Annotated in this window: 17 protein-coding genes; 16 read left to right on the top strand and 1 reads right to left on the bottom strand. The window is 34.1% G+C overall.

Annotation, left to right across the window (positions count from 1 at the left end; all coding sequences use genetic code 11):
• The first annotated feature begins 811 nt into the window (after positions 1–811).
• The 15 genes from HH304_RS05885 (at position 812) to HH304_RS05815 (ending at position 18550) form a co-directional block, all read left to right on the top strand.
• A complete protein-coding gene (locus HH304_RS05885) occupies positions 812–1504 on the top strand; it encodes a glycine-rich domain-containing protein (protein ID WP_169678931.1) in 693 nt (230 codons plus the stop codon).
• Between the two features lie 1332 nt (positions 1505–2836).
• Positions 2837–4642, top strand: coding sequence for a serine hydrolase domain-containing protein (locus HH304_RS05880; protein WP_169678929.1), 1806 nt, complete (start codon positions 2837–2839; stop codon positions 4640–4642).
• A gap of 182 nt (positions 4643–4824) precedes the next feature.
• Positions 4825–5283, top strand: coding sequence for an SRPBCC family protein (locus tag HH304_RS05875; RefSeq protein ID WP_169678927.1), 459 nt, complete (start codon positions 4825–4827; stop codon positions 5281–5283).
• 1554 nt (positions 5284–6837) lie between these two features.
• A complete protein-coding gene (locus HH304_RS05870; RefSeq protein ID WP_169678925.1) occupies positions 6838–9060 on the top strand; it encodes a TonB-dependent receptor plug domain-containing protein in 2223 nt (740 codons plus the stop codon).
• 205 nt (positions 9061–9265) lie between these two features.
• Complete coding sequence (locus tag HH304_RS05865; RefSeq protein WP_169678923.1) at positions 9266–9778, top strand: OmpH family outer membrane protein; 513 nt, start codon at positions 9266–9268, stop codon at positions 9776–9778.
• Positions 9779–10047: 269 nt separating this feature from the next.
• A complete protein-coding gene (locus HH304_RS05860; RefSeq protein ID WP_169678921.1) occupies positions 10048–10413 on the top strand; it encodes a hypothetical protein in 366 nt (121 codons plus the stop codon).
• A 240-nt stretch (positions 10414–10653) separates the two neighbouring features.
• Positions 10654–11301 (top strand): DUF2459 domain-containing protein, encoded by a 648-nt coding sequence (locus tag HH304_RS05855; protein WP_169678919.1) that lies wholly within the window; start codon positions 10654–10656, stop codon positions 11299–11301.
• Positions 11302–11817, top strand: a complete 516-nt coding sequence (locus HH304_RS05850; protein WP_169678917.1) for a hypothetical protein — start codon at positions 11302–11304, stop codon at positions 11815–11817.
• 406 nt (positions 11818–12223) lie between these two features.
• Positions 12224–12811, top strand: a complete 588-nt coding sequence (locus tag HH304_RS05845; RefSeq protein WP_169678915.1) for a hypothetical protein — start codon at positions 12224–12226, stop codon at positions 12809–12811.
• Positions 12812–13476: 665 nt separating this feature from the next.
• Positions 13477–14184 carry a DUF6090 family protein gene (locus tag HH304_RS05840; RefSeq protein ID WP_271711519.1) on the top strand — a complete coding sequence of 236 codons (708 nt, stop codon included), beginning with the start codon at positions 13477–13479 and terminating at the stop codon, positions 14182–14184.
• Between the two features lie 838 nt (positions 14185–15022).
• Complete coding sequence (locus tag HH304_RS05835; protein ID WP_169678911.1) at positions 15023–15880, top strand: VOC family protein; 858 nt, start codon at positions 15023–15025, stop codon at positions 15878–15880.
• A gap of 494 nt (positions 15881–16374) precedes the next feature.
• Positions 16375–17055 carry a hypothetical protein gene (locus tag HH304_RS05830; RefSeq protein WP_169678909.1) on the top strand — a complete coding sequence of 227 codons (681 nt, stop codon included), beginning with the start codon at positions 16375–16377 and terminating at the stop codon, positions 17053–17055.
• Between the two features lie 97 nt (positions 17056–17152).
• Positions 17153–17716 (top strand): hypothetical protein, encoded by a 564-nt coding sequence (locus HH304_RS05825; RefSeq protein ID WP_169678907.1) that lies wholly within the window; start codon positions 17153–17155, stop codon positions 17714–17716.
• Between the two features lie 232 nt (positions 17717–17948).
• Positions 17949–18356 (top strand): hypothetical protein, encoded by a 408-nt coding sequence (locus tag HH304_RS05820; RefSeq protein WP_169678905.1) that lies wholly within the window; start codon positions 17949–17951, stop codon positions 18354–18356.
• Positions 18353–18550, top strand: a complete 198-nt coding sequence (locus HH304_RS05815; protein ID WP_169678903.1) for a helix-turn-helix transcriptional regulator — start codon at positions 18353–18355, stop codon at positions 18548–18550. The genes HH304_RS05820 and HH304_RS05815 overlap by 4 nt, the downstream gene beginning before the upstream one ends.
• A gap of 143 nt (positions 18551–18693) precedes the next feature.
• Here HH304_RS05815 and HH304_RS05810 read toward each other — a convergent pair whose 3' ends face one another.
• The gene (locus tag HH304_RS05810; RefSeq protein ID WP_169678901.1) at positions 18694–19032 is read right to left on the bottom strand and encodes a n-acetylglutamate synthase; all 339 of its coding nucleotides are present in this window, start codon (positions 19030–19032) and stop codon (positions 18694–18696) included.
• An 85-nt stretch (positions 19033–19117) separates the two neighbouring features.
• Between HH304_RS05810 and HH304_RS05805 the strand changes: the two genes are divergently transcribed.
• Positions 19118–20293 carry an AI-2E family transporter gene (locus HH304_RS05805; RefSeq protein ID WP_169678899.1) on the top strand — a complete coding sequence of 392 codons (1176 nt, stop codon included), beginning with the start codon at positions 19118–19120 and terminating at the stop codon, positions 20291–20293.
• Positions 20294–20296: the final 3 nt, after the last annotated feature.

The raw sequence follows: 20296 nt of genomic DNA, 5'->3' as shown, positions 1-20296 counted from the left end.
TCAGTATGTTATTTCCCTTATGTTTCGCTCTATAGTCATTTCGAACCTTCTTTGAATCTTTAAAATTTTAAAGTTTAATTATGCGATTATTTTTTCAAGTGAGAAGTATATGGTGAGAAATCTCATAATTGTAGAGCTTTAAAATCCTAAGTCGTTGTTAAAAGGTGCAAAATATATTTTTGAAATATCCAAAACCTTAATATTGCAGATCATGAGATTTCTCACTACAGGATAATCATATGGATATTTGAATAATCGAGAATTTTACTTTCTTGATTTAAACTCATGTTGTTCGAAATGACTTTCTTTGTGTGAAACTGAAAAATGCCAAGTTGAAGTTTTATTCGGCGAAACTTATATGCTGCGCTGCAAACGCAGATCTTCAACACCCTCGTTGCGCTTCGCTAAACAAGGGCGATCAAAATATTTTATTGTCTTTATTTGTAACAGATTCATTCGCCAGCTGGCTCAGAATGACGGTATATTGTTGCTTATCGTCCTCGGATGTATCCAGGAAGTATGAAGCAGGCATTTTTTAATGCCGTTTACCACCCAAAAAGTTCTTTTTATTTTGAATAATAGAAATGACTGCTATATTTATAAACAAATAATTAAATTTTTATTCACATATCTATTGGTATTAAAAGTCTGACTTAAAAACTTTTAGTTTATGACTCATTAAAAATATTTTAACAGGCTTTTTAATAATAAGCAATTTCAATCCTTTATAAGGAATGCCAATTCAAGCAGTTTCTAAGATAAAAAAAACACACAAAACCAGATCATTATTAACTTCTAATGTTAAAAGACTATGAAAATTAAAATAGTAAAAATCTACTTACTTTTGTTTGTTTTACTCTCTATTGGGTGTTCAGATGATGAGCCTGAAGCAGTTTCAGGAACATTGGAATTTACAGAAGCCGGGTCGCATGAGTTTATTATTAATGCCCAAAATATAAAGGCAACGGTTACGATTATAGGAGCCGGTGGAGGTGGAGCCGGAGGAGTTAAATATAATGCCGGAAATTTTTCCACTGGCGGAGGTGGAGGTGGCGGAGCCGGAGAGGTTAAATTGTATACCAATGAAAGTTTACAGGGTAACGTTACCTATTCAATTATTGTTGGAAAGGGTGGGACTGGAGGATCAACCGGAAATTCCGGAGGTAATGGAGAAGCTTCATCTATTTCTTTATCTCAAAATATTGTTTTCATGGCTTCAAAAGGAAATTCCGGAGCTAGTAACGCACCAAACACTGCAAGTGGAGGTAATGGAGGCACTGGCTATGAAGGTGGTAGTGTTGGTGGCAATGGTGAATCATTGGATGGAAATGGCAATGGACAAGCAGGATTAGGTGGGGCAGGAGGTGTGAACTCAACTACATTTGGTAAAGGAGGAAGTGGCGGAAAAGGGGTAAGCGTTAGTAATTCCGTCCCATCTAGCCCAATAGCTGGTAGCAATGGTGGCAATGGTTATGTAAAAATTGAGTGGACAGGAATTAAGTAAAGATTAAATGATAATGTCCAGTTGGCGCAAGATTAATTTTGTTACTATTTGAACAAGATTGATCATGCGCTTTTATTTCTAACGACGTATGCTTCAACCCATCTTCTGTTTTTTATTCAAACAGAGGCCTTTCTATTCCAGATGTTAACACAGCCTATTTGGAATTTGGAGTAGATAGGAATTTCAAATTACTTTTGTCAAATATACTGCATTGCAAACGCAGTTCTCAAACACCCTTGTTATGCTTTCCTAAACAAGGGTGATTAAAATATTTTATCATCTTTATTTGTAACAGATTCATTCGCCAGCTGGCCCAGAATGAGGGTATATTGTTGCTTATCGTCCTCGTTTGTAACAAGGTTGTGAGGTTGGCATTTGTAATGCCGATTTTTGATAAAGAATAATCAGTATGTTATTTCCCTTATGTTTCGCTCTATAGTCATTTCGAACCTTCTTTGAATCCTTAGAAGTTCAAAGTTTAATTATACGATCATTTTTTCTTTAGTGAACTGAATGGTGAGAAATCTCATAATTGTAGAACATTTAAACTCTTTGTACCTGTAAAAAGTGCAAAATATATTTTTGAAATATCCAAAACCTTAAAATTGCAGATCATGAGATTTCTCACTACAGGATAATCATATGGATATTTGAATAGTCGAGAATTTTACTTCCTTGATTTAAGCTCATGTTGTTCGAAATGACTTTCTTCGTGTGAAGCTGAAGAATGCCAAGTGGAAGTTTTATTCTGTGAAACCTATATGCTGCAATAGAAAGGCAGTTCTCAAACACCCTCGTTGTGCTTCGCTAAACAAGGGCGATTAAAATATTTCATCGTCTTTATTTGTAACAGATTCATTCGCCAGCTGGCTCAGAATGACGGTATATTGTTGCTTATCGTCCTCGTTTGTAACAAGGTTGTGTGAGGTTGGCATTTGTAATGCCGTTAATGCTATTCCTTAAAATATTTTAAAAAAGACCCATGACGAAGCTAAGCTTGTCAGGGCAAGTGTTAGAGCAACGCATCTGGAATCTGGAATAAACCGGGATTTCAAATCCCTGTAATTTTAAATTCGATATGCCCAATGGAATATAGTGAATAGCGAGTAGTTTTTATAGTTGTCAGTGACGGCGGAGTTATAGCCTGAACTTTGTGAATAATAAAATTTACACTTTGCAATTCCTTCCTTATTAGGCTGAGGGTTTATTAAGTTTTACTATTTTTGGCCTCGTTTAGATAATCAAATCTTACAAGAGTTTCTATGTAGTTTGTTTTATTAAGCAGATTACAATTTTAATTAACACATAACCAATCTGTTTTTTTATTTTATTATGAGGTTTTTATACTCCTTAGCCCTACTAATTTTTATATCCAAAGTATCAGTTGCTCAAATTGATAGTGAACTAAATAAGTTAATTGAAGAGACTTTACACGAAGAGAAATTAGTAGGCGCTTCATGGTCTACTTTTGACAATGGAGTTATTTCTACAGGGGCTGTAGGTTTAAAAAATGCAAGTACTCAGGTAAAACTTAGTCCAGACGATAAAATTCAAATTGGATCTATAACAAAAACACTTATTGCCACAGGTGTTCTAAGATTAGTTACACAGAAGAAGTTGAGTTTAGAAACTCCTGTTGAGAAAATAGTACCCGACATTTCGTTTGATAATCCATGGAAAGCTACTCATCGCGTAACTGTAAAAGACCTTTTAAATCATACTTCTGGTTTACCTGATGCAGAATTCTGGCAAATATTTAGTGTAGAAGCTAAAAGCAATACTCCGTTAATAGATGTTTTTAACAGAGATAAAGATGTACTGAAAATAAGGACAAAGCCAGGCAGTCGTTTTTCTTATTCAAATTTGGGATATACTCTACTTGGGATGGTCATTGAAGAGATAACCAAGGAACCATATGAATCATATTTGGACAGAAATTTACTTGCCCCTCTTGGAATGAAAAATAGCACTTTTCAATTCATTTCTCAAAATGATAATCCCGATTTGGCAATGGGCCATTTTGATGGAGGGACAACGCAAAATAGTATACCGATGTATCTGCGACCTGCCGGTCAATTTTCTACTACAGCTTATGATATGTCTTTGTTTGCTCAGTTTTTATTGAGTGATGGTAAAATAAATGGTCAAACTTTTATTGCACCGGAATTCTTAAATGTGATGGGTAAACCAAATACCACTGAGGCCAATCAACAGGGTTTAGATCGTGGTTACCAATTTGGGTTAAGTTACAGAGACAGATATGGGGTTATCGGCCGTTATCACGCAGGCAACATTGTTGGGTATCAGGCGACTTTCTATCTATTTCCCGAAGAAAATAAAGCATTTTTTATAAGCTTCAATACAGATAGTGAAAGTGCTGATTACCAAAAGTTTAATGAGATATTTGCTGAAAATCTAAATGTAAACCAGCCTGAAATATTAAAAAGTAAATCACAAAACTCAAGCGATATAGATTCATTTGAAGGTCATTATATTTTATCTCCAGTAAGATTTGAGTCATATATTTATTTAGACCTGATTTCGAATAGCATTCTAGTTAAGCACGATCCAATTAAAAACAAGCTTAATGTTCATTCCTTACAGCAAAGTAGCTATTCATTATTTCCTTATGATAATAACTTATTTAGAAAAGAAGACAGGGTCAGGCATTCGCATATTTTCTACGAGCAAGATGGAAAAGTAGTATATTCTGATGGTTTATCAACTTATGAAAAGGAAAATCCATTTTTCCTGGGCTTACTTTGGTTGAACCTTATTTTAGGTTTATTCGGTCTATTAGGAATTATTGCTAAGGGTGTGTCCGGTATATTTTCAAAGCGTCATTTTTTAGATCAGGGAATATCGGTGCCATTCATTTCAGTTCTCCTTTTATTTCTTCCTATCCCATTTTTCTTTATGCAGTCTCCTATTAGTATAGGTGATTTAACAGCGGGGAGTTTACTCCTTACAATTTGTACTGCAATACTGCCATTGGGACTGATTTTTGGATTGGTTAACATTTTCCGCAAGAAAGAAGGGTATTGGAAAATAGATGCTTTAGTAGTTTGCTTTTTATTTCAATGGGTATGTATGTTAGTCTATTGGGGCTTAATTCCATTTAAATTATGGGAGTTATAGTAGTTCTTTTGGTGAATGGATTATTTACAAACAATTAGTATTAATCAGGTGTGAATTAGTATATTAACAAAAGAAACCTCTCGTGATAAAAGCTAATAATACTAGTTTGATAGCTGTCAAAACAGCAATAGTCTGATTTGAAAGAATAACTAACTAAAAAGATTACTAATACTATTTTGGATATGAAAAGGATACAATTCACACAAAGTATCAATGCCCCTGTAGACAAGGTTTATGATTATATGCTTGGCATAAGTGATAAATCAACATATGAAGAGTGGACTTCATTATTTAATCCGACATCTACTTATGAAGGAACTTGGGACAAGGGAAATAAAATTTTATTTGTTGGTGTTGATGATAAAGGAGAAAGAGGAGGGATGGTTTCCAGGATAGCTGAAAACATTCCTAACCAATTTGTTTCTATTCAACATTATGGAATGTTAAAAGGTGATACGGAAATTACTGAAGGACCGGATATCGAAAAATGGGCAAACAGTTTTGAAAATTATACTTTTGAAGAAAATAATTCAACTACAATCGTTACCATCGAACTGGATACTGTTGAAGATTTCATAGATTATATGAATCAACTTTATCCAAAGGCACTGATTAAACTGAAAGAAATTTGTGAGCAATAGAATTATTAAGTACTCCTGCTATTCCGGAATTTCAGGTAGTACATCTGGAGCCAGAAATGTAAATCCTTTTTATCAAATGTACTGCGTTACAAACGCATTTCTCCAACACCCTCGTTATGCTTAGCTAAACAAGGGCGATTAAAATATTTTATCGTCTTTATTTGTAACAGATTCATTCGCCAGCTGGCTCAGAATGACGGTATTTTGTTGCTTATCGTCTTCGTTTGTAACAAGGTTGTGAGGTTGGCATTTGTAATGCCGATTTTTGATAAAGAATAATCAGTATGTTATTTCCCTTATGTTTCGCTCTATAGTCATTTCGAACCTCCTTTGACACCTTAGAAGTTCAAAGTTTAATTATATGATCATTTTTTCTTTAGTGAACTGAATGGTGAGAAATCTCATAATTGTAGAACTTTAAAATCCTTAGTCGTTTTTTAAAAGGTGCAAAATATATTTTTGAAATATCCCTTAGCTTGAATTTGCAGAACATGAGATTTCTCACTACAGGATAATCATTTGGATATTTGAATAATCGAGAATTTTACTTTCTTGATTTAAACTCATGTTGTTCGAAATAACTTTCTTCGTGTGAAACTGAAGAATGCCAAGTGGAAGTTTTATTCTGTGAAACTTAAATGCTGCGTTACAAACGCAATTCTCCAACACCCTCGTTGCGCCTCGCTAAACAAGGGCGATTAAAATATTTTATCGTCTTTATTTGTAACAGATTCATTTGCCAGCTGGCTCAGAATGACGGTATATTGTTGCTTATCGTCCTCGTTTGTAACAAGGATGTGTGAGGTTGGTATTTGTAATGCCGTTAATGCTATTCCAGATTCCCATCTGAGCATATCGAATAGCCATGAATTAATAGGTTTGTAAAATATTAACCCTATTATAAATCCTGTGATTAGAGCTAAATATTGCAAATGTCGAGCAGCTGGACATATCATTAAAATACTGCATTGCAAACATATCTATCAAACACTATTTTTATCCCGTTTAGCTCAATTTTACCCCGTTTAGCTCAATGTTTGCCCTGTTTGGTGCAAGATTGATTTTGGTTCATTTTTTGCTTTGGCTGGATACTGGTTCAGGAATTTTCTGGACCGATCGTTTTTAGTTTTTTTTTTTTTGATTTGTAGTCTAGCAATAACATGACTTCAGCCCTTTAATAAAGTGAAGCAATTGTATCTCACTCAGATCTAGCGTAATAACACAATATTGTTGAAGCATCAGCATTCCCTAATTCATAGTATTTGATTTCAGATTTGACACAAATAATAAAAATATCTACCTCGGAATAATAGTATGTTTATCGTTCTGATTTGCAAATATTTACGAACAATTTATTGGTCTTACGGGTCGTAAGCTATGATTTTTAAGAATATTCACGAAGATTATTTTTTCTTACATATGTGACTAAAGTTTAAAAAATAACAATTCTGATTTGTGTGATAAGTGTAGGTTTAATGCAGTGTTGATCGTAATCAACTATTTAATTTTTTAAAGCTGTATTGTATAATTTTTTTAACTATAGTATAAGTAAAGATGACCAAATTAACATTACCAAAAGCCATTATGGTGGGGCTGATGCTTTTGATAGCAAACATTGCCCATTCGCAGAATGAAAGTGAGATTGATCAAGATGATCTTCTTCAAATGAGTATTGAAGAGCTGATGAACATCGAGATAAATGTAGGTTCAAATGTTGTCACAGACATCCATAAACAACCTGTGTCTGTGACTACAATTAAGAGGGATGAACTTTTAATGAGTGGAGGTAGAACTCTCAGTGAAGCAATTATGTACTTTGTTCCAGGTTTTTTTGCCGTTGAAGACCAGGATGATTTAATAGCTGGTTTCAGGGGAATGGCACCAGATAATAATTCAAAAGTAATGCTTTTGTTGAATGGCGAGATAATGAATACTGAATTCTTCTGGGGGCCGGCTCAGGCGCTTCTAAATAGTACTAACTATGAATATATTGAAAGGATAGAGGTAATCAGAGGTCCAGGATCTGTAACCTTAGGACAAGGAGCCCTTCTGGGAATAATTAATATTGTTACCAAAGAAAATCTTGCCGAGGATGGAGCCCTTGTAAGTGTTACTGGTGCATACGGAACCGATAAATTTTTCCAGGGAGCCGCAGATGTTATGTTCAAAGATGATGAGCTTGAGGGGTATTTTCATTTATCGCGAAATCAATATGAAGGTCAGGAACTTCGTAACGAGGGATGGGTAAGTCAGCAAGGTAATCAAGGTGTTGAAGGAGGAACTGTTTTTGATATGGGGCACAGACTCGGTAGAGCCAATAATCTTACCAGTATTGCTCAAATAGGCTATAAGGGCTTCAATCTAAAATTTGTACACGCTGATCAAACCAGAGACCTGTATAACTTTTACAGAGACAGGGAGCAAGTACAACAGATTCTGACTTCTTTCAGTACAGAATACATTCATGATTTTAATTCAAATACTAAACTAAAAGTTTCTGGTTCGTTTGCTGAAGATCAATTTGCACTTTATTCACTTTCAGGAACTACTATGGGAGGTACCAGTGAGGATAGATACGGTTTAAAAGCTATTATGAATATGAATGAACTATTTGCAGGAAACAAGCTTGCAGTAGGTTTTGAGTTCAGACGCTTTGAAATGGGAAAAACGAATAAATATAACAATAATTATATCGCAAATGTAGTGGGGACTTTTGACCCAACAACGGCTAACAGCCAGCTTACAATGGGTTTTAATAAGGATATTAATATTTACAGTTTATTTATAGAAGATTTTTATGCTGTAAATGATAATATAGATGTTTTCGCCGCATTCAGGTATGATAACCATCCTTTTTGGGGAAGTAACATTTCACCAAGAGCCGGGGTGCTAGCCAAAGTGAATGATGACTTAAGATTTAGGTTTTCTTATCAATCAGGTTTTCGTGGTGCAGTAGGATTACACTACACAGGAGGCTATAGAAGAGATGGTCACTTGGCTGCCGAAAACTTTAATAAGGTATCAGAAGCAAACATTCCGAATGAAGAGGACATTCCTCAAATTAAACCAGAGCATATGGATAATTTTGAGCTGGCTACCAATTATTCAATTAATGAGAAACTGAATCTGGAGGTTACCGCTTTCTACAGTATAGTGTCTAATGTAATTGATGTTGGAGTTATTTATGCAGACCCTAATGTATTTACTATGCCAAATATAGGGACTGACATACCGGGAGACTGGAATGGCTATTGGTACTTTAAAAATACACCTGGAGACTTCGGACAGTATGGTTTAGAGTCTGTGTTAAGTTACAAAACAGAAACTTTTTCAGCTACTGTAAGTCATGCTCTTGTTAAAGTGGCTAAAGTAACAGATGAACAACAGCAGTTGGCTGAGGACCAGGCAAGTATGTATCTTGCTTACGATGCTGAAAAAGATAATATCCATTTTAAGGCATATCCTGAAAATGTATTTAGAGCAAACATTATGTATAAGCCTCTTGATAAGTTGCAGCTTTCTACTAATGCTCTATATTATTCAGCCTGGTATAGCCCAATAGGAACACAATCGCCGGCAGGTTTCGTATTAAATCTGGGAGCTTCTTATAATATTACAGACAATATATCTGTTATGGCGAATGCCAAAAATATATTAAATGAGACAGCTCTGTATCCAATGAATAGTAATGCCGGCGGAGCTGATGTGTCGCCAGGTACACCTGCATGGGAAAACCCTTCTTTCTGGGCTACTGTGAGAATTCAATTAGGGAAATAGTTGATAAAATAATTAGTATTACTTTTGTAAGCAGCCTGGGTAAATATTTATTATGCCCAGGCTGCTTTTTTTGTTATTATCAATTTGAGTTTCTTTCGAGATATATCTAATGGCGCCTTGTTCCAACTAATTATTTTTCTATCAAATAATTCATTAATAAGTTATTCTTCTTATTTTAATTCTTTAAATGATAAAATAGTATGTTATGAAAAGTCAATCAAAAGGAAACTTATTAACTCTTTTTTTGTTCTTAGGAATTATCAGTTATGGTCACGCACAAAGTAATATTGGACATATTGATGTTCAAAAGCTTATAATAGATATGCCAGAGTATAAAGCTGCGGAAGCAGAAATAAATCAACTAGAAAATTTATACAAGGCAAATCTTGATGCTGAAAAAAGGGAGTTTCAAATTTTAAATGAAAAGTACCAAGCAGAAGCTGCTACTAAATCCAAAGAGGAAAATGATAAAATTGCCAGAAACATAATGAAACGAGAACTTTATATCCGAAAGAAAGAACAAGTGACCAGTGAAGAATTAAGGAAAACACAAATTAGGCTGCAAGAACCAATAATTAAAAAAGCTAATGATGCTATTCAAAAGGTGGCCAGACAAAGAGGTCTTAATTATGTATTGGATTCGGGCTCAGGTCAAGGAGTTATTTTTGCAAATGGTGTAGACTTGATGAATGATGTTAAAAGGGAACTAGGGATTTGAAAAATGAATTTTAATCGTTCATAAATCAAAATTAATTTTGTGCAAAATATATTGATTGCAATAAAGGTTCAGGAATTTTCTTTGATCATTTAACGATATCAAGTGTTAATTAAAAGGTTCAATTATTAATTGTTTTCGTAATTGAGAATTATCAATAAATCAAATTTCCTTTTTTTGAATAAAAAGCCCTTGTGTTCTTAATTTAATTGTTGGGTTTAAGTCTGTAATAATTTATTTGATAACAAATATTTATTAGAACGTTTTATAATATGAAAGATCAAACTGATTTAGAAATTAAACTAAGAAAGATTTTAAGTTGGACAGCTGTTTTTGGTACATTGATTTTTGCTCTTGTTTTTTTTGGTAGAATAGCTTTTTTGGCCGTAGATGAAAATTATTGGAAAGGAATAGGGCTAAAGCATTTTCCAACTATTGTAGGTTTACCTGCAGCAGCAATAGCTGCAATTGTGATTGTGCTTGCTTTAAGAACAGTTGCAGGACCATTAGAATTCAAATTTTTTGGGCTTGAGTTTAAAGGAGCTTCTGGACCTACAGCTTTCTGGGTAGTTTGTTTTCTAGCCATTACCTTAGCAATAAGAATTACCTGGGATTTGTCTTTTGATTTTGAGAACTAAGAAGTCTACATGTTGAATTTATTAATTTCCAAATTGTTCGCTATTTTGAAACCAGCTAACTATGCCTTCAGATAATAAATTAGATATGGACTTCGAGACATGTCTAATAACCATGTCGATGGATTTGTTATCCATTTAGCCTATTGATATAAGTTCGATAGTACAAATGTCGAACAGCAATAAGTGTCGAACAGCGTGAGTAATAGGAATTTTTTTGTAAAAAATCCTTATACTTACCGGATGAAATTTTTTAAGCATTTTGTAAAGTGGGTACTATTTTTTTTAACACTTCCCATTATTTATCTAGCTGTTTCTTTGCTGCTAACTTCAATTACGGTTGAAAGGGAATCCACAAATGAGCCTGCTAATAAAACAATATACCTGAGTACCAATGGAGTCCATTTGGATATTGTCATTCCGCAAGAAGATATAGATAGTTTATTGCTGTCAGGAATTAAGCATGGGCAATTTGCTGATTACATATCGTTTGGCTGGGGCGATGAAAATTTCTATATCAATACACCAACCTGGGATGATTTGACTTTTGGAAATGCCTTCAGTGCAATGTTTTTGAAGAGTTCAACTCTGATGCATGTCACCAGATATAAAGGGAAAAGATCAGGCTGGGTTGGAGTAAAAATCACTGAGGATGAACTGAGGAAAATCAATTCATATATACAGGAATCGTTCAAGTTAGATGATAATGGTCAAAAAACTATTCTGGAAAATCAGGGGTATTCAACTATCGACGATTTTTATAAGGCAAAAGGAAGTTATTCATGTTACAAAACGTGTAATAGCTGGGTAAATATCGGGTTTAAAGAAAGCGGATTGAAATCCTGCCTGTGGACGCCGTTTGATTTTGGGTTGATGAATAAGTATAAATAAATGAGTAAGACGTTTTTTTCATTTAGTGAAAAGGATAAAGATGTGATACAGTTTATATTTAATGAGCATAAGCAAAAGCGGACTGTAGATGTTACCATGATGATAATGTTTAGTGTTTTTTGTCTGTTCTTTTTCTTTTTCTCGTTATTTCATGAATGGTTATGGATGGTATTTGGGTTGATTTTAATTTTACCTGTAATCGGAATTGCTTTCACCCATAGGAATTTTAACAAAAAAACAGCAACCATTCGTGCAGATCTAACTAGTCAGGAAAAGTTTATTATTGAAGAAGAGATTGTTGAAAAGGGAACCAAAACATATGGGTGGACAACCAGTAGTGGGCCCTTTTATCATAAAACCACTGTAAAATCTTTTGACTATTTTATCCAGACAGAAAACTATACTTATTTAACAAAAGATAAGGAGGTCTGCGATAGTTATAAAATAGGTGGTTCTATTCGATTGGAAGTATCTAAACATTCAAATATTGTTTTGGGAATTGCAGAATCTAAATAAATTTAATTATTCTATTTCAGATGTTAGGATCTCGAATCTGGAATCCTGATTAGATAGGGATTTAAAATCCCTGTAATTTTAAATTCGATATGCCATTTGGAACATATCGAATAGCCATGAATTAATAGATTTGTTATCCAATTAGCTGGATCAAAAATCCTATTGATATATGTTCGACATTGCAAATGTCAAACAGCAATAAGTGCCGTACAGCATGAACTAATGTGTAGAATGATAATGGTTTTATTAGTCTTAAATATTTTATTTTGAATTAGAATAATATATTTTTGATACTTACATGATTTGCGATGCACAGTCATGACATTTTCAACAACCAAAACGAAACGTTGAAGACAGCTATTTTACCATAAATGGTTGTGCTTCGATACACTAAATACTATCTATTATGAATAAAAAGATCGTTTCAATTTTTACGATTTATTTCGTGCAATTTCTTATCACATCATGTTGTAATTGTGAGCCTGTATTAACCTATGAAATGACGTATACGGGGGTGGAAATAAGGTCATGGGACACTTCAGGGTTTAATCCTGTAGAGACTACAGGTTCCGCAATTAAAAATTCTTTTGGTTTATCATTTGAGTTATTAACTGAATTAAATGAGGTCGCATATAACCAAACGTTATTTGATCTGAGTTCATTTGGTTATTCATCAGCTTATGCAACTAGTTGTGAATGTCCGCCAGAAAATATTATAGTAGTTGACCCAATCGTTTTAGTCACCATTTTAGTGACAGATACTCAAACTCAGGAAACTAATGATGTTACTGGTAACTTTTCGGTGCCAGGTTATGATGTAGAAGTATTATCCATATATGACTTATTAGAAGACAGACCTTATTGGCTGGAAGGTTTTCAAGCTGACTTGACAAAAACAGATAATGTTCCGGATAATGCTGTTTTCACTGTAAAATATAAACTAGAATCAGGTACTGAGTTAACAGCGCAAACTCAGGAAATAAAATTTGAATAACTCGGTTATACCATATTTCTGCATATTCTTTTATTACAAAAATGTGTGAGTCTGTTATTTGTAATACCGTTTATCCTAGCCCAGCTGATATCGTATCTGGCATCAGGAATAACCTGAGATTTCAAATCCCTTTAATTAAATGCTGCGTTACAAACGCAGTTCTCAAACTCCCTCGTTATGCTTTGCTAAACAAGGGCGATTAAAATATTTTATTGTCTTTATTTGTAACAGATTCATTCGCAAGCTGGCTCAGAATGACGGTATTTTGTTGCTTATCGTTCTCGTTTGTAACGATGATGTGTGAAGTTGGCATTTGTAATGCCGTTAATGCTACTTCTTAAAATATTTTAAAACAGACCCATGACGAAGCTAAGCTTGTCAGGGCAAGTGTTATTGCAATGCATCTGGAATCTGGGATAAACCGGAATTTCAAATCCCTGTTATTTTAAATTCGATATGTTCCGAAGGGCATATCGAATAGCCATGAATTAATAGATTTGCAATCCATTAACCTGAACCAAAGATTCTATGATAGAAGTTCTTCATTACAAATGTCGAACAACTGGTCACTTTTTTATTTGATCAAAAAAAAGAATATATTAAGCAAGGATGTAAAGTAGCCAATTCTTCGAAATAGCCTGTTGTTTAAGAATCCTGAATGTATAATGATTAAGTTTTATCGAAAAGTCAGACAAGAAATGCTACAGAAAAAGAGTATAGCTAAATATCTAAAATATGCTATTGGTGAAATTGTTCTTGTAGTCATCGGTATTTTGATAGCTATTCAAATTAATGCTTGGCAGCAGCTTGGTAAAGAAAATGAACTGGAAAGAAAGTATCTACAAAATCTGGTTGCTGAACTCAAACAAGATTCTATTGGTCTAACAAAAAACTATCTCAGGCTAAAGGATCAGGCGCGTACTAAGAATAAGCTTTTAAGTATGATAAAAAATGGTACTGAAGGAGATTCGATTATTCAATATTTTGAATACCAATGGCGCCCTATTCCTCCTTATTCATCATTAAAAGCAACGTATACAGAGATAACTTCAAGTGCTCACCTAAGTATTATTAAAAATGATGTCCTAAGGGAAAAGATGATTAAGTATTATAATCTTTATTCCGCACTGGAAAAAGAGGAGGAGTTCTTACTTCAAACCGCGTCTCAAAATGTAATAATTGCAATATCACATCGTATTCCAGATATGTCTGATTACACTGCTGATGATGTTATGTTATTAAAAGAGGATTCCCATTTACTAAATACAATTCAACTTAATGGTGCCTACACGAGGAGGGATAATTATAAAAGTATGATTGATGAATGTGCTGATTTAATAAGAAATTTAGAACGATATCAATCGACCTTGTAGGTTTGAACAATGAAGTATCATGGATTTTATTGTTATCACTTTGCTCTTCAGGATTTGTAAACCTTAAGGCACATCGATCGATTTGTAATTATTTTATCCGGATCAAAGATCATATGATAGAAGTTCGACATTACAAATGTCGAACAGCAAAAAAGTGTCGAACACCGTGAATTATGTGTCATCATGGCGTTATTTCGAACCTCCTTTGATTCCTTAGAAGTTCAAAGTCAAATTATGCGATGATTTTTTCATTAGTGAACTTATTGGTGAGAAATCTCATAATGGTAGGACTTTCAAACTCTTTGTACTTGTAAAATGTGCAAAATATATTTTTGAAATATCCAAAGACTTAAAATTGCAGAACATGAGATTTCTCACTAAAGGATAATCATATGGATGTTTGAATAATCGAGAATTTTACTTTCTTGATTTAAACTCATGTTGTTCGAAATGACTTTCTTCGTGTGAAACTGAAGAATGCCATGTGGAAGTTTTATTCTGTGAAACTTATATACTGCGTTGTAAACGCAGTTCACAAACTCCCTTGTTATGCTTCGTTAAACAAGGGCTATAAATTTAACTGTTAATAATCAAACCTGGATGTATCAAGAACTATTTATAAACATATACGCAACCGTCATAGAACTATTCCTGATAATAACCCCACATAGATGCAGTAGAATTGCCCGGAATTTATTATTTTAATATATAATAATTCTTAAAAATCAGGTTCATTTAGGTTTTCAAATTCAGTTGATAACAACCTTCTGCTTTTTGAAACCGTGATGGATTGTTTTAAATAATATCAACCTACTATTCAGATATGAATCAGAAAATCATGAATTTCAGACGGTCATTTAATGTACTGTTTCTCTCACTCATAGTAATCCTGGGAGCGAGTTGTAATGGTGGCATCACATATCCATCAGTTTCAGAAACTGTAACTGAAAATTATAATCCAGGGCAGTTTGTATGGCATGACCTGGCTACCTCAAATCCAACAGCAGCTATGAAATTTTATGGAGAGGTATTCGGCTGGGAGTTTGAAACTCTTGGTAGCGGTGATAACCTTTATCATGTGATAAAAAACAATGGTAAGGCCATTGGAGGAATCTTCCAGCTTGCACCGAAGTATGGTGATAGAAGCGAATGGGTAGGATCAATCTCTGTTCAGAATTTAGATGCCGCCTTGAAATTTAATGAGGCCAGTGGTGGTAAAACTATCTTTGATACGGCTGAATTTGATGGTAGGGGAAGCACTGCTTTAATTCAGGATCCTCAAGGAGCAATTGTTGCCCTGTTAAAATCATCTACCGGTGATCCGGCATCTGAGTCTGTTATGAATAATAGTTGGCTTTGGAATGAATTGTGGACGACTAATCTAGAGGGTTCACTTAATTTCTACAAAGGACTAGTATTGTATGAAACCGAAGAAGTAAAACAAGGTAAAGCTCCATATTTTATATTTTCTAAAAATGGAACAAAACTATCGGGGGCTATTAAGAACCCTATTGAAGAAGGAAGAACTGCCTGGATGCCATATATTAAGGTGGCTGATGTAGATCAAGCAGCATCAAAAGCTGAAGCAGCAGGAGCTTATATTGTAATGAATCCAAACCAGGGAATTAGAAACGGAACAGTCGCAGTATTAATTGATCCGGTTGGAGCACAGTTGACTATTCAGGAATGGAATTAATAAAACTGAAAAAAACACAATCATGAAATTAATTAAGAAAAATATAGCCCTAATCTTCATATTTCTATTGTTACTATCCTTAAGTGGGTGTTCAAACATGAGGTGGGGCACAAGCGCCGGAATAAGTATGGACTTTGGACCTAACGGCCCCAGAGTCAGACCTCATATGGATGTGGATTTGTATAGCGGAGGACGCCTATAAATTGAACTGCTTGCAAACGCAATTCGGTTACGAGTGATAGCGAGTTATGTGATTATACTAAACAACTAATGGCTAGTAAGGACACTAGCCATTAGTTTAATATGTACTAACCTAGTTCTCCAACACTTTCGTTATGTTACTGTAACCAAGAATGATTGATTTTCTGCGTTCATTATCAATTACTTCCCTTCAATTATTTGAAATCCCTCAAAATTCACCTATTTTAAATTTGAACCACGATAAGTCTTTATTTACGAAGGTTCTTTTAGACAAAAATATTATCCCCTATAAAATGAAAAATATTCTAGCCACACTCGTTATCACAGGATTGTTGATTTGCTGTAATTCATCGGATAGCACTAATAATGAAAAAGAAGAATCCACAACTGCCAAATCTATGTTAGAGGATCCATCAGAAAATACAAATAAAGAACTTAAGCCAATTGATTCTGAAGAAGCGTTAATTGCCACTTCGTTATTGGCAGCCCCTGCTGAAAGTCGATCCAATTGTAAGGTTATTGGATTTAATAAAGCAGGTGAATTTGTGACTTACAGGGAAGGTGACAACGAGCTGATCGTTTTGACTGACGACCCAAATAAGGAAGGTTTTAATGCTGCATGTTATCACAAAGATCTAGAACCCTTTATGGCAAGAGGAAGAGAGTTAAGAGCTGAAGGAAAATCCAGAGATGAAATATATGAAATCCGAGGTGAAGAAATGAAATCTGGAAAATTAACAATCACTCCCGGATTGACTCTTCACATTTATCATGGACCAAATGAAATGTATAACCCTGAAATTAACGAGGTAGATGGGGCTAAGAAACGCTATGTTGTTTATATGCCTTACGCAACTTCTGAGTCTACAGGATTACCTGAATCACCTTTGGCGCCAAATCACCCATGGATTATGGAGCCGGGAACTCACAGAGCTCACATTATGATTACGCCTTTGCCTAATAATCAGGAATAGGCTGGTTGAAAATTAATGATTGTAGGCCTTATTAGGGTTTACTATGGAGAAAGTACGTTTTGATATTTTTGACTTTCAATCGTAACAGATGAATTAAATGAAAAGTAAAATCAATGATTTATTAATTCAGGTGATATCAGTGACAATAGGTGTCTTTCTTGGCTTTGCTATTTCAAATTGGTCAGAAGTTAGAAAAGAAACAAATAAATACAATTCACTAATTGAGAATGTTGAATCTGAAATTCAATCTAATAAAATAAAGATTGAGAAGGTTATTGATTATCATAGGATGGTAAGAGACAGTACCCGGTTTTATATGATGAAGAAGGATTTAAAAGGATTTAAGCCAGGATTTTTTAATGGAGTAAACACATTGTCATTTAGTAATAGTGCATTTCAAACTGGAATTCAGACAGGTGTATTTAATAAAATTGATTTGAACAAGATTCAGGCTATAAATGATGTTTACACAAAGCAAAGAGCTTACGAGGAATATTCAAACATACTTTTATCCGGATTTATCACAATGGACTTCATTGACAATGATGAATCTAATTGGAAAATAGCCACATTTCTCTCAATATCAATGAATGATGTAGTCATAAAAGAAGAGCAATTATTAAAAAGTATAGATAATGCATTAAGTGTATTAAATGAATAAGGGCGAAACATTGATGATAGCATAGCTGCTGATTTCAAATGAATAAAGATTATGAATTTGTTGAATGTGTTGTTGTAATTAATTCAAGTTCAATTCTGCTTATATAAGTAACTATCTAATAGCTAATTGTAAAATATTATAATCTTTTTGTAAAGTATTGTTTACATTGTAATTTTTTAGTGTATATTTGTGTAAATAAAACTTTACATAAGTTAAACTTAACTTTACAAATATGGAAAAAGTAAATATCAAACAGCAGACCATGAAAAACACTAAGCAGTTGGCCATTTGGACTTTTGCCTGGTTACTAACAGTCGCATTGGTATCTTTCGGGTCAAAATATATTTGGGATTTTAACCAGACGTATTCTATTGCAGCCATTATTTTAAACATAATTATGGGAGTGGGATTAATTCTTGCAAATCGTAAATATTTGAAAGATCTGGATGAGTTGCAACGCAAAATTTATATGGATGCAATGGGATTAACTTTGGGAGTGGCAGTAATTGGTGGGTTAGCCTATTCAATGTTGGATGTTACAAATGTGATCAAGAGTGATGCAGAAATTTCAGTATTAGTGATCCTGATTTCAATTACCTATTTAGCATCAATTTTCATTGGAAACTACCGCTACAAATGAAAAACAAGCTTAAAGTATTACGGGCTGAGCATGATATGACTCAGGCACAGTTAGCAGAAGCTGCGGACGTCTCTCGTCAAACGATAAATGCGATAGAGAAGGGGAAGTTTGATCCCAGTTTACCCTTAGCTTTTCGGTTTTCCAAAATTTTCGGTAAGCCAATAGAAGAAATATTTATGGATGAAATGGCCTGATCTGGTCATTTCATCTTTTATTAATGGAGATCAATTATTTTACCCACGTTTAATTAGACCATTCGGAAATAAAAATAACCTTTATAATAGCTTATTTGCTTAATGTGTGCCCTTATTAAATATTGAATTAAATCTTAATGGTTTTAAATCTCCTCAATAATTGAAGTTCCGGTTGACTTATCTCCGGAAGTCCATTGCCAGGTTTCATGGAGTCTGATCTTGCCATTTTCTAAAATTTCGGGTTTTGATTGGCAAATACCTGTCATTAACTCACCTTTGTTATTGACTTGGTGATAGCGCATATCGATAGATCCATCTTTGGCAACCAATCCTATTAAATGTCCCTTCAAAATATTTCCTCCTTGATATAAAGCAGTCAGGATATTTCCGGATTGTTTGTACTCAAAGATTGTATTATTAGTTGTTTCACTATTTTCTGAAGATTCTACAGGACGAAATTGCCTATTATCGTAGTTTACCATGTATTGGGATTATTTATTTGATTAAACTTTAAAAAAATGTATGTTATAATTACTATTTTTATTGTTACTACCAAAATCCTCGATGATGAAAAACCAAACTTTTAACAGAGCTACTGTTTTGATCATGACCTTAGGAATTACTGTTTTGTTCCTGGTGATGATAAAAGGTTTTTTAATGCCTATATTTCTTGCGGCAATATTTGCCGGAATTTTAACTCCAATTTATAAGCGAATAGTTAATAAGTTAAATGGGCGCACTTCTGCCGGAGCAGGTATTACCTTAATGTTATTTGTATTCGTCATTTTAATTCCTTTAGCTGGATTAATGGTGATTGTCATTGAGCAGGCGATAGATGCTGTAAAGTTAGCTGAACCTTTTTTAACAAAGGTTTCTAAGGAGCCAAACATTATTATAACTGAATTAGAATCCATTCCTATTGTTCATAAGGTTTTCCCAAATCAAGAAAAGCTTGCTGCTACTATTGGGAATATAGTTAAGGGGGTTGGCAACTTTTTTATTGATGGATTGCAAAGCTTTTCTTCAGGAACAGCCAGTTTTATATTCTCATTTTTCATGTTTCTTTTTACACTTTACTACTTTCTTATTTATGGAAAGGAGTATTTGGTGAAGTTTTTATACTATCTGCCATTAAAGAATGAGGAAGAAAATACCTTGTTGACCAAGTTTGTAAAGGTGACTAAAGCAACACTAAAGGGGACTTTATTGATTGGAATTGTTCAGGGTGTATTAGGAGGTATCGGAATGGCCTTTGCCGGGATACCAAATGTTATTTTCTGGAGTGTTGTTATGATATTATTTTCTATCATACCTGCTTTGGGAACGGCAATCGTATGGATACCTGCAGTTATTTACCTATTTATTGTGGGTGATACCACTGCTGCGATTGTTCTTGCTATTTACTGTGCAGTTGTTGTTGGAAATATTGATAACCTAATTCGTCCGAAGCTTGTTGGTAAAGATGCCGGTCTTCCTGATTTAATGATTTTATTTGGAACCCTTGGGGGTCTTGCTCTTTTTGGAATAGCCGGAATTATTATTGGTCCACTTATCGCAGCTTTGTTCCTTGCTTTATGGGAAATATATGGTCAGGTATTCCAGGATTCACTATATCCTGTGGATGAAACACAATTTGATGGCCCTTTTAAAAAGGAAATTATGGAAGCAAAGTCTGAGCTGGATGAAGTGGAATTTGGTGGAGAAAGTAATGAAGAGGATGATGAAAATAAAGAGGGAAAGTAAGCT

The sequence above is a fragment of the Marinigracilibium pacificum genome, assembly GCF_012926615.1.
In the GTDB taxonomy this organism is placed as follows: domain Bacteria; phylum Bacteroidota; class Bacteroidia; order Cytophagales; family Cyclobacteriaceae; genus Mangrovivirga; species Mangrovivirga pacifica.
The sequence above is the reverse complement of the archived record's forward strand: the minus strand, read 5'-3'. Positions and strand labels throughout refer to the sequence as shown.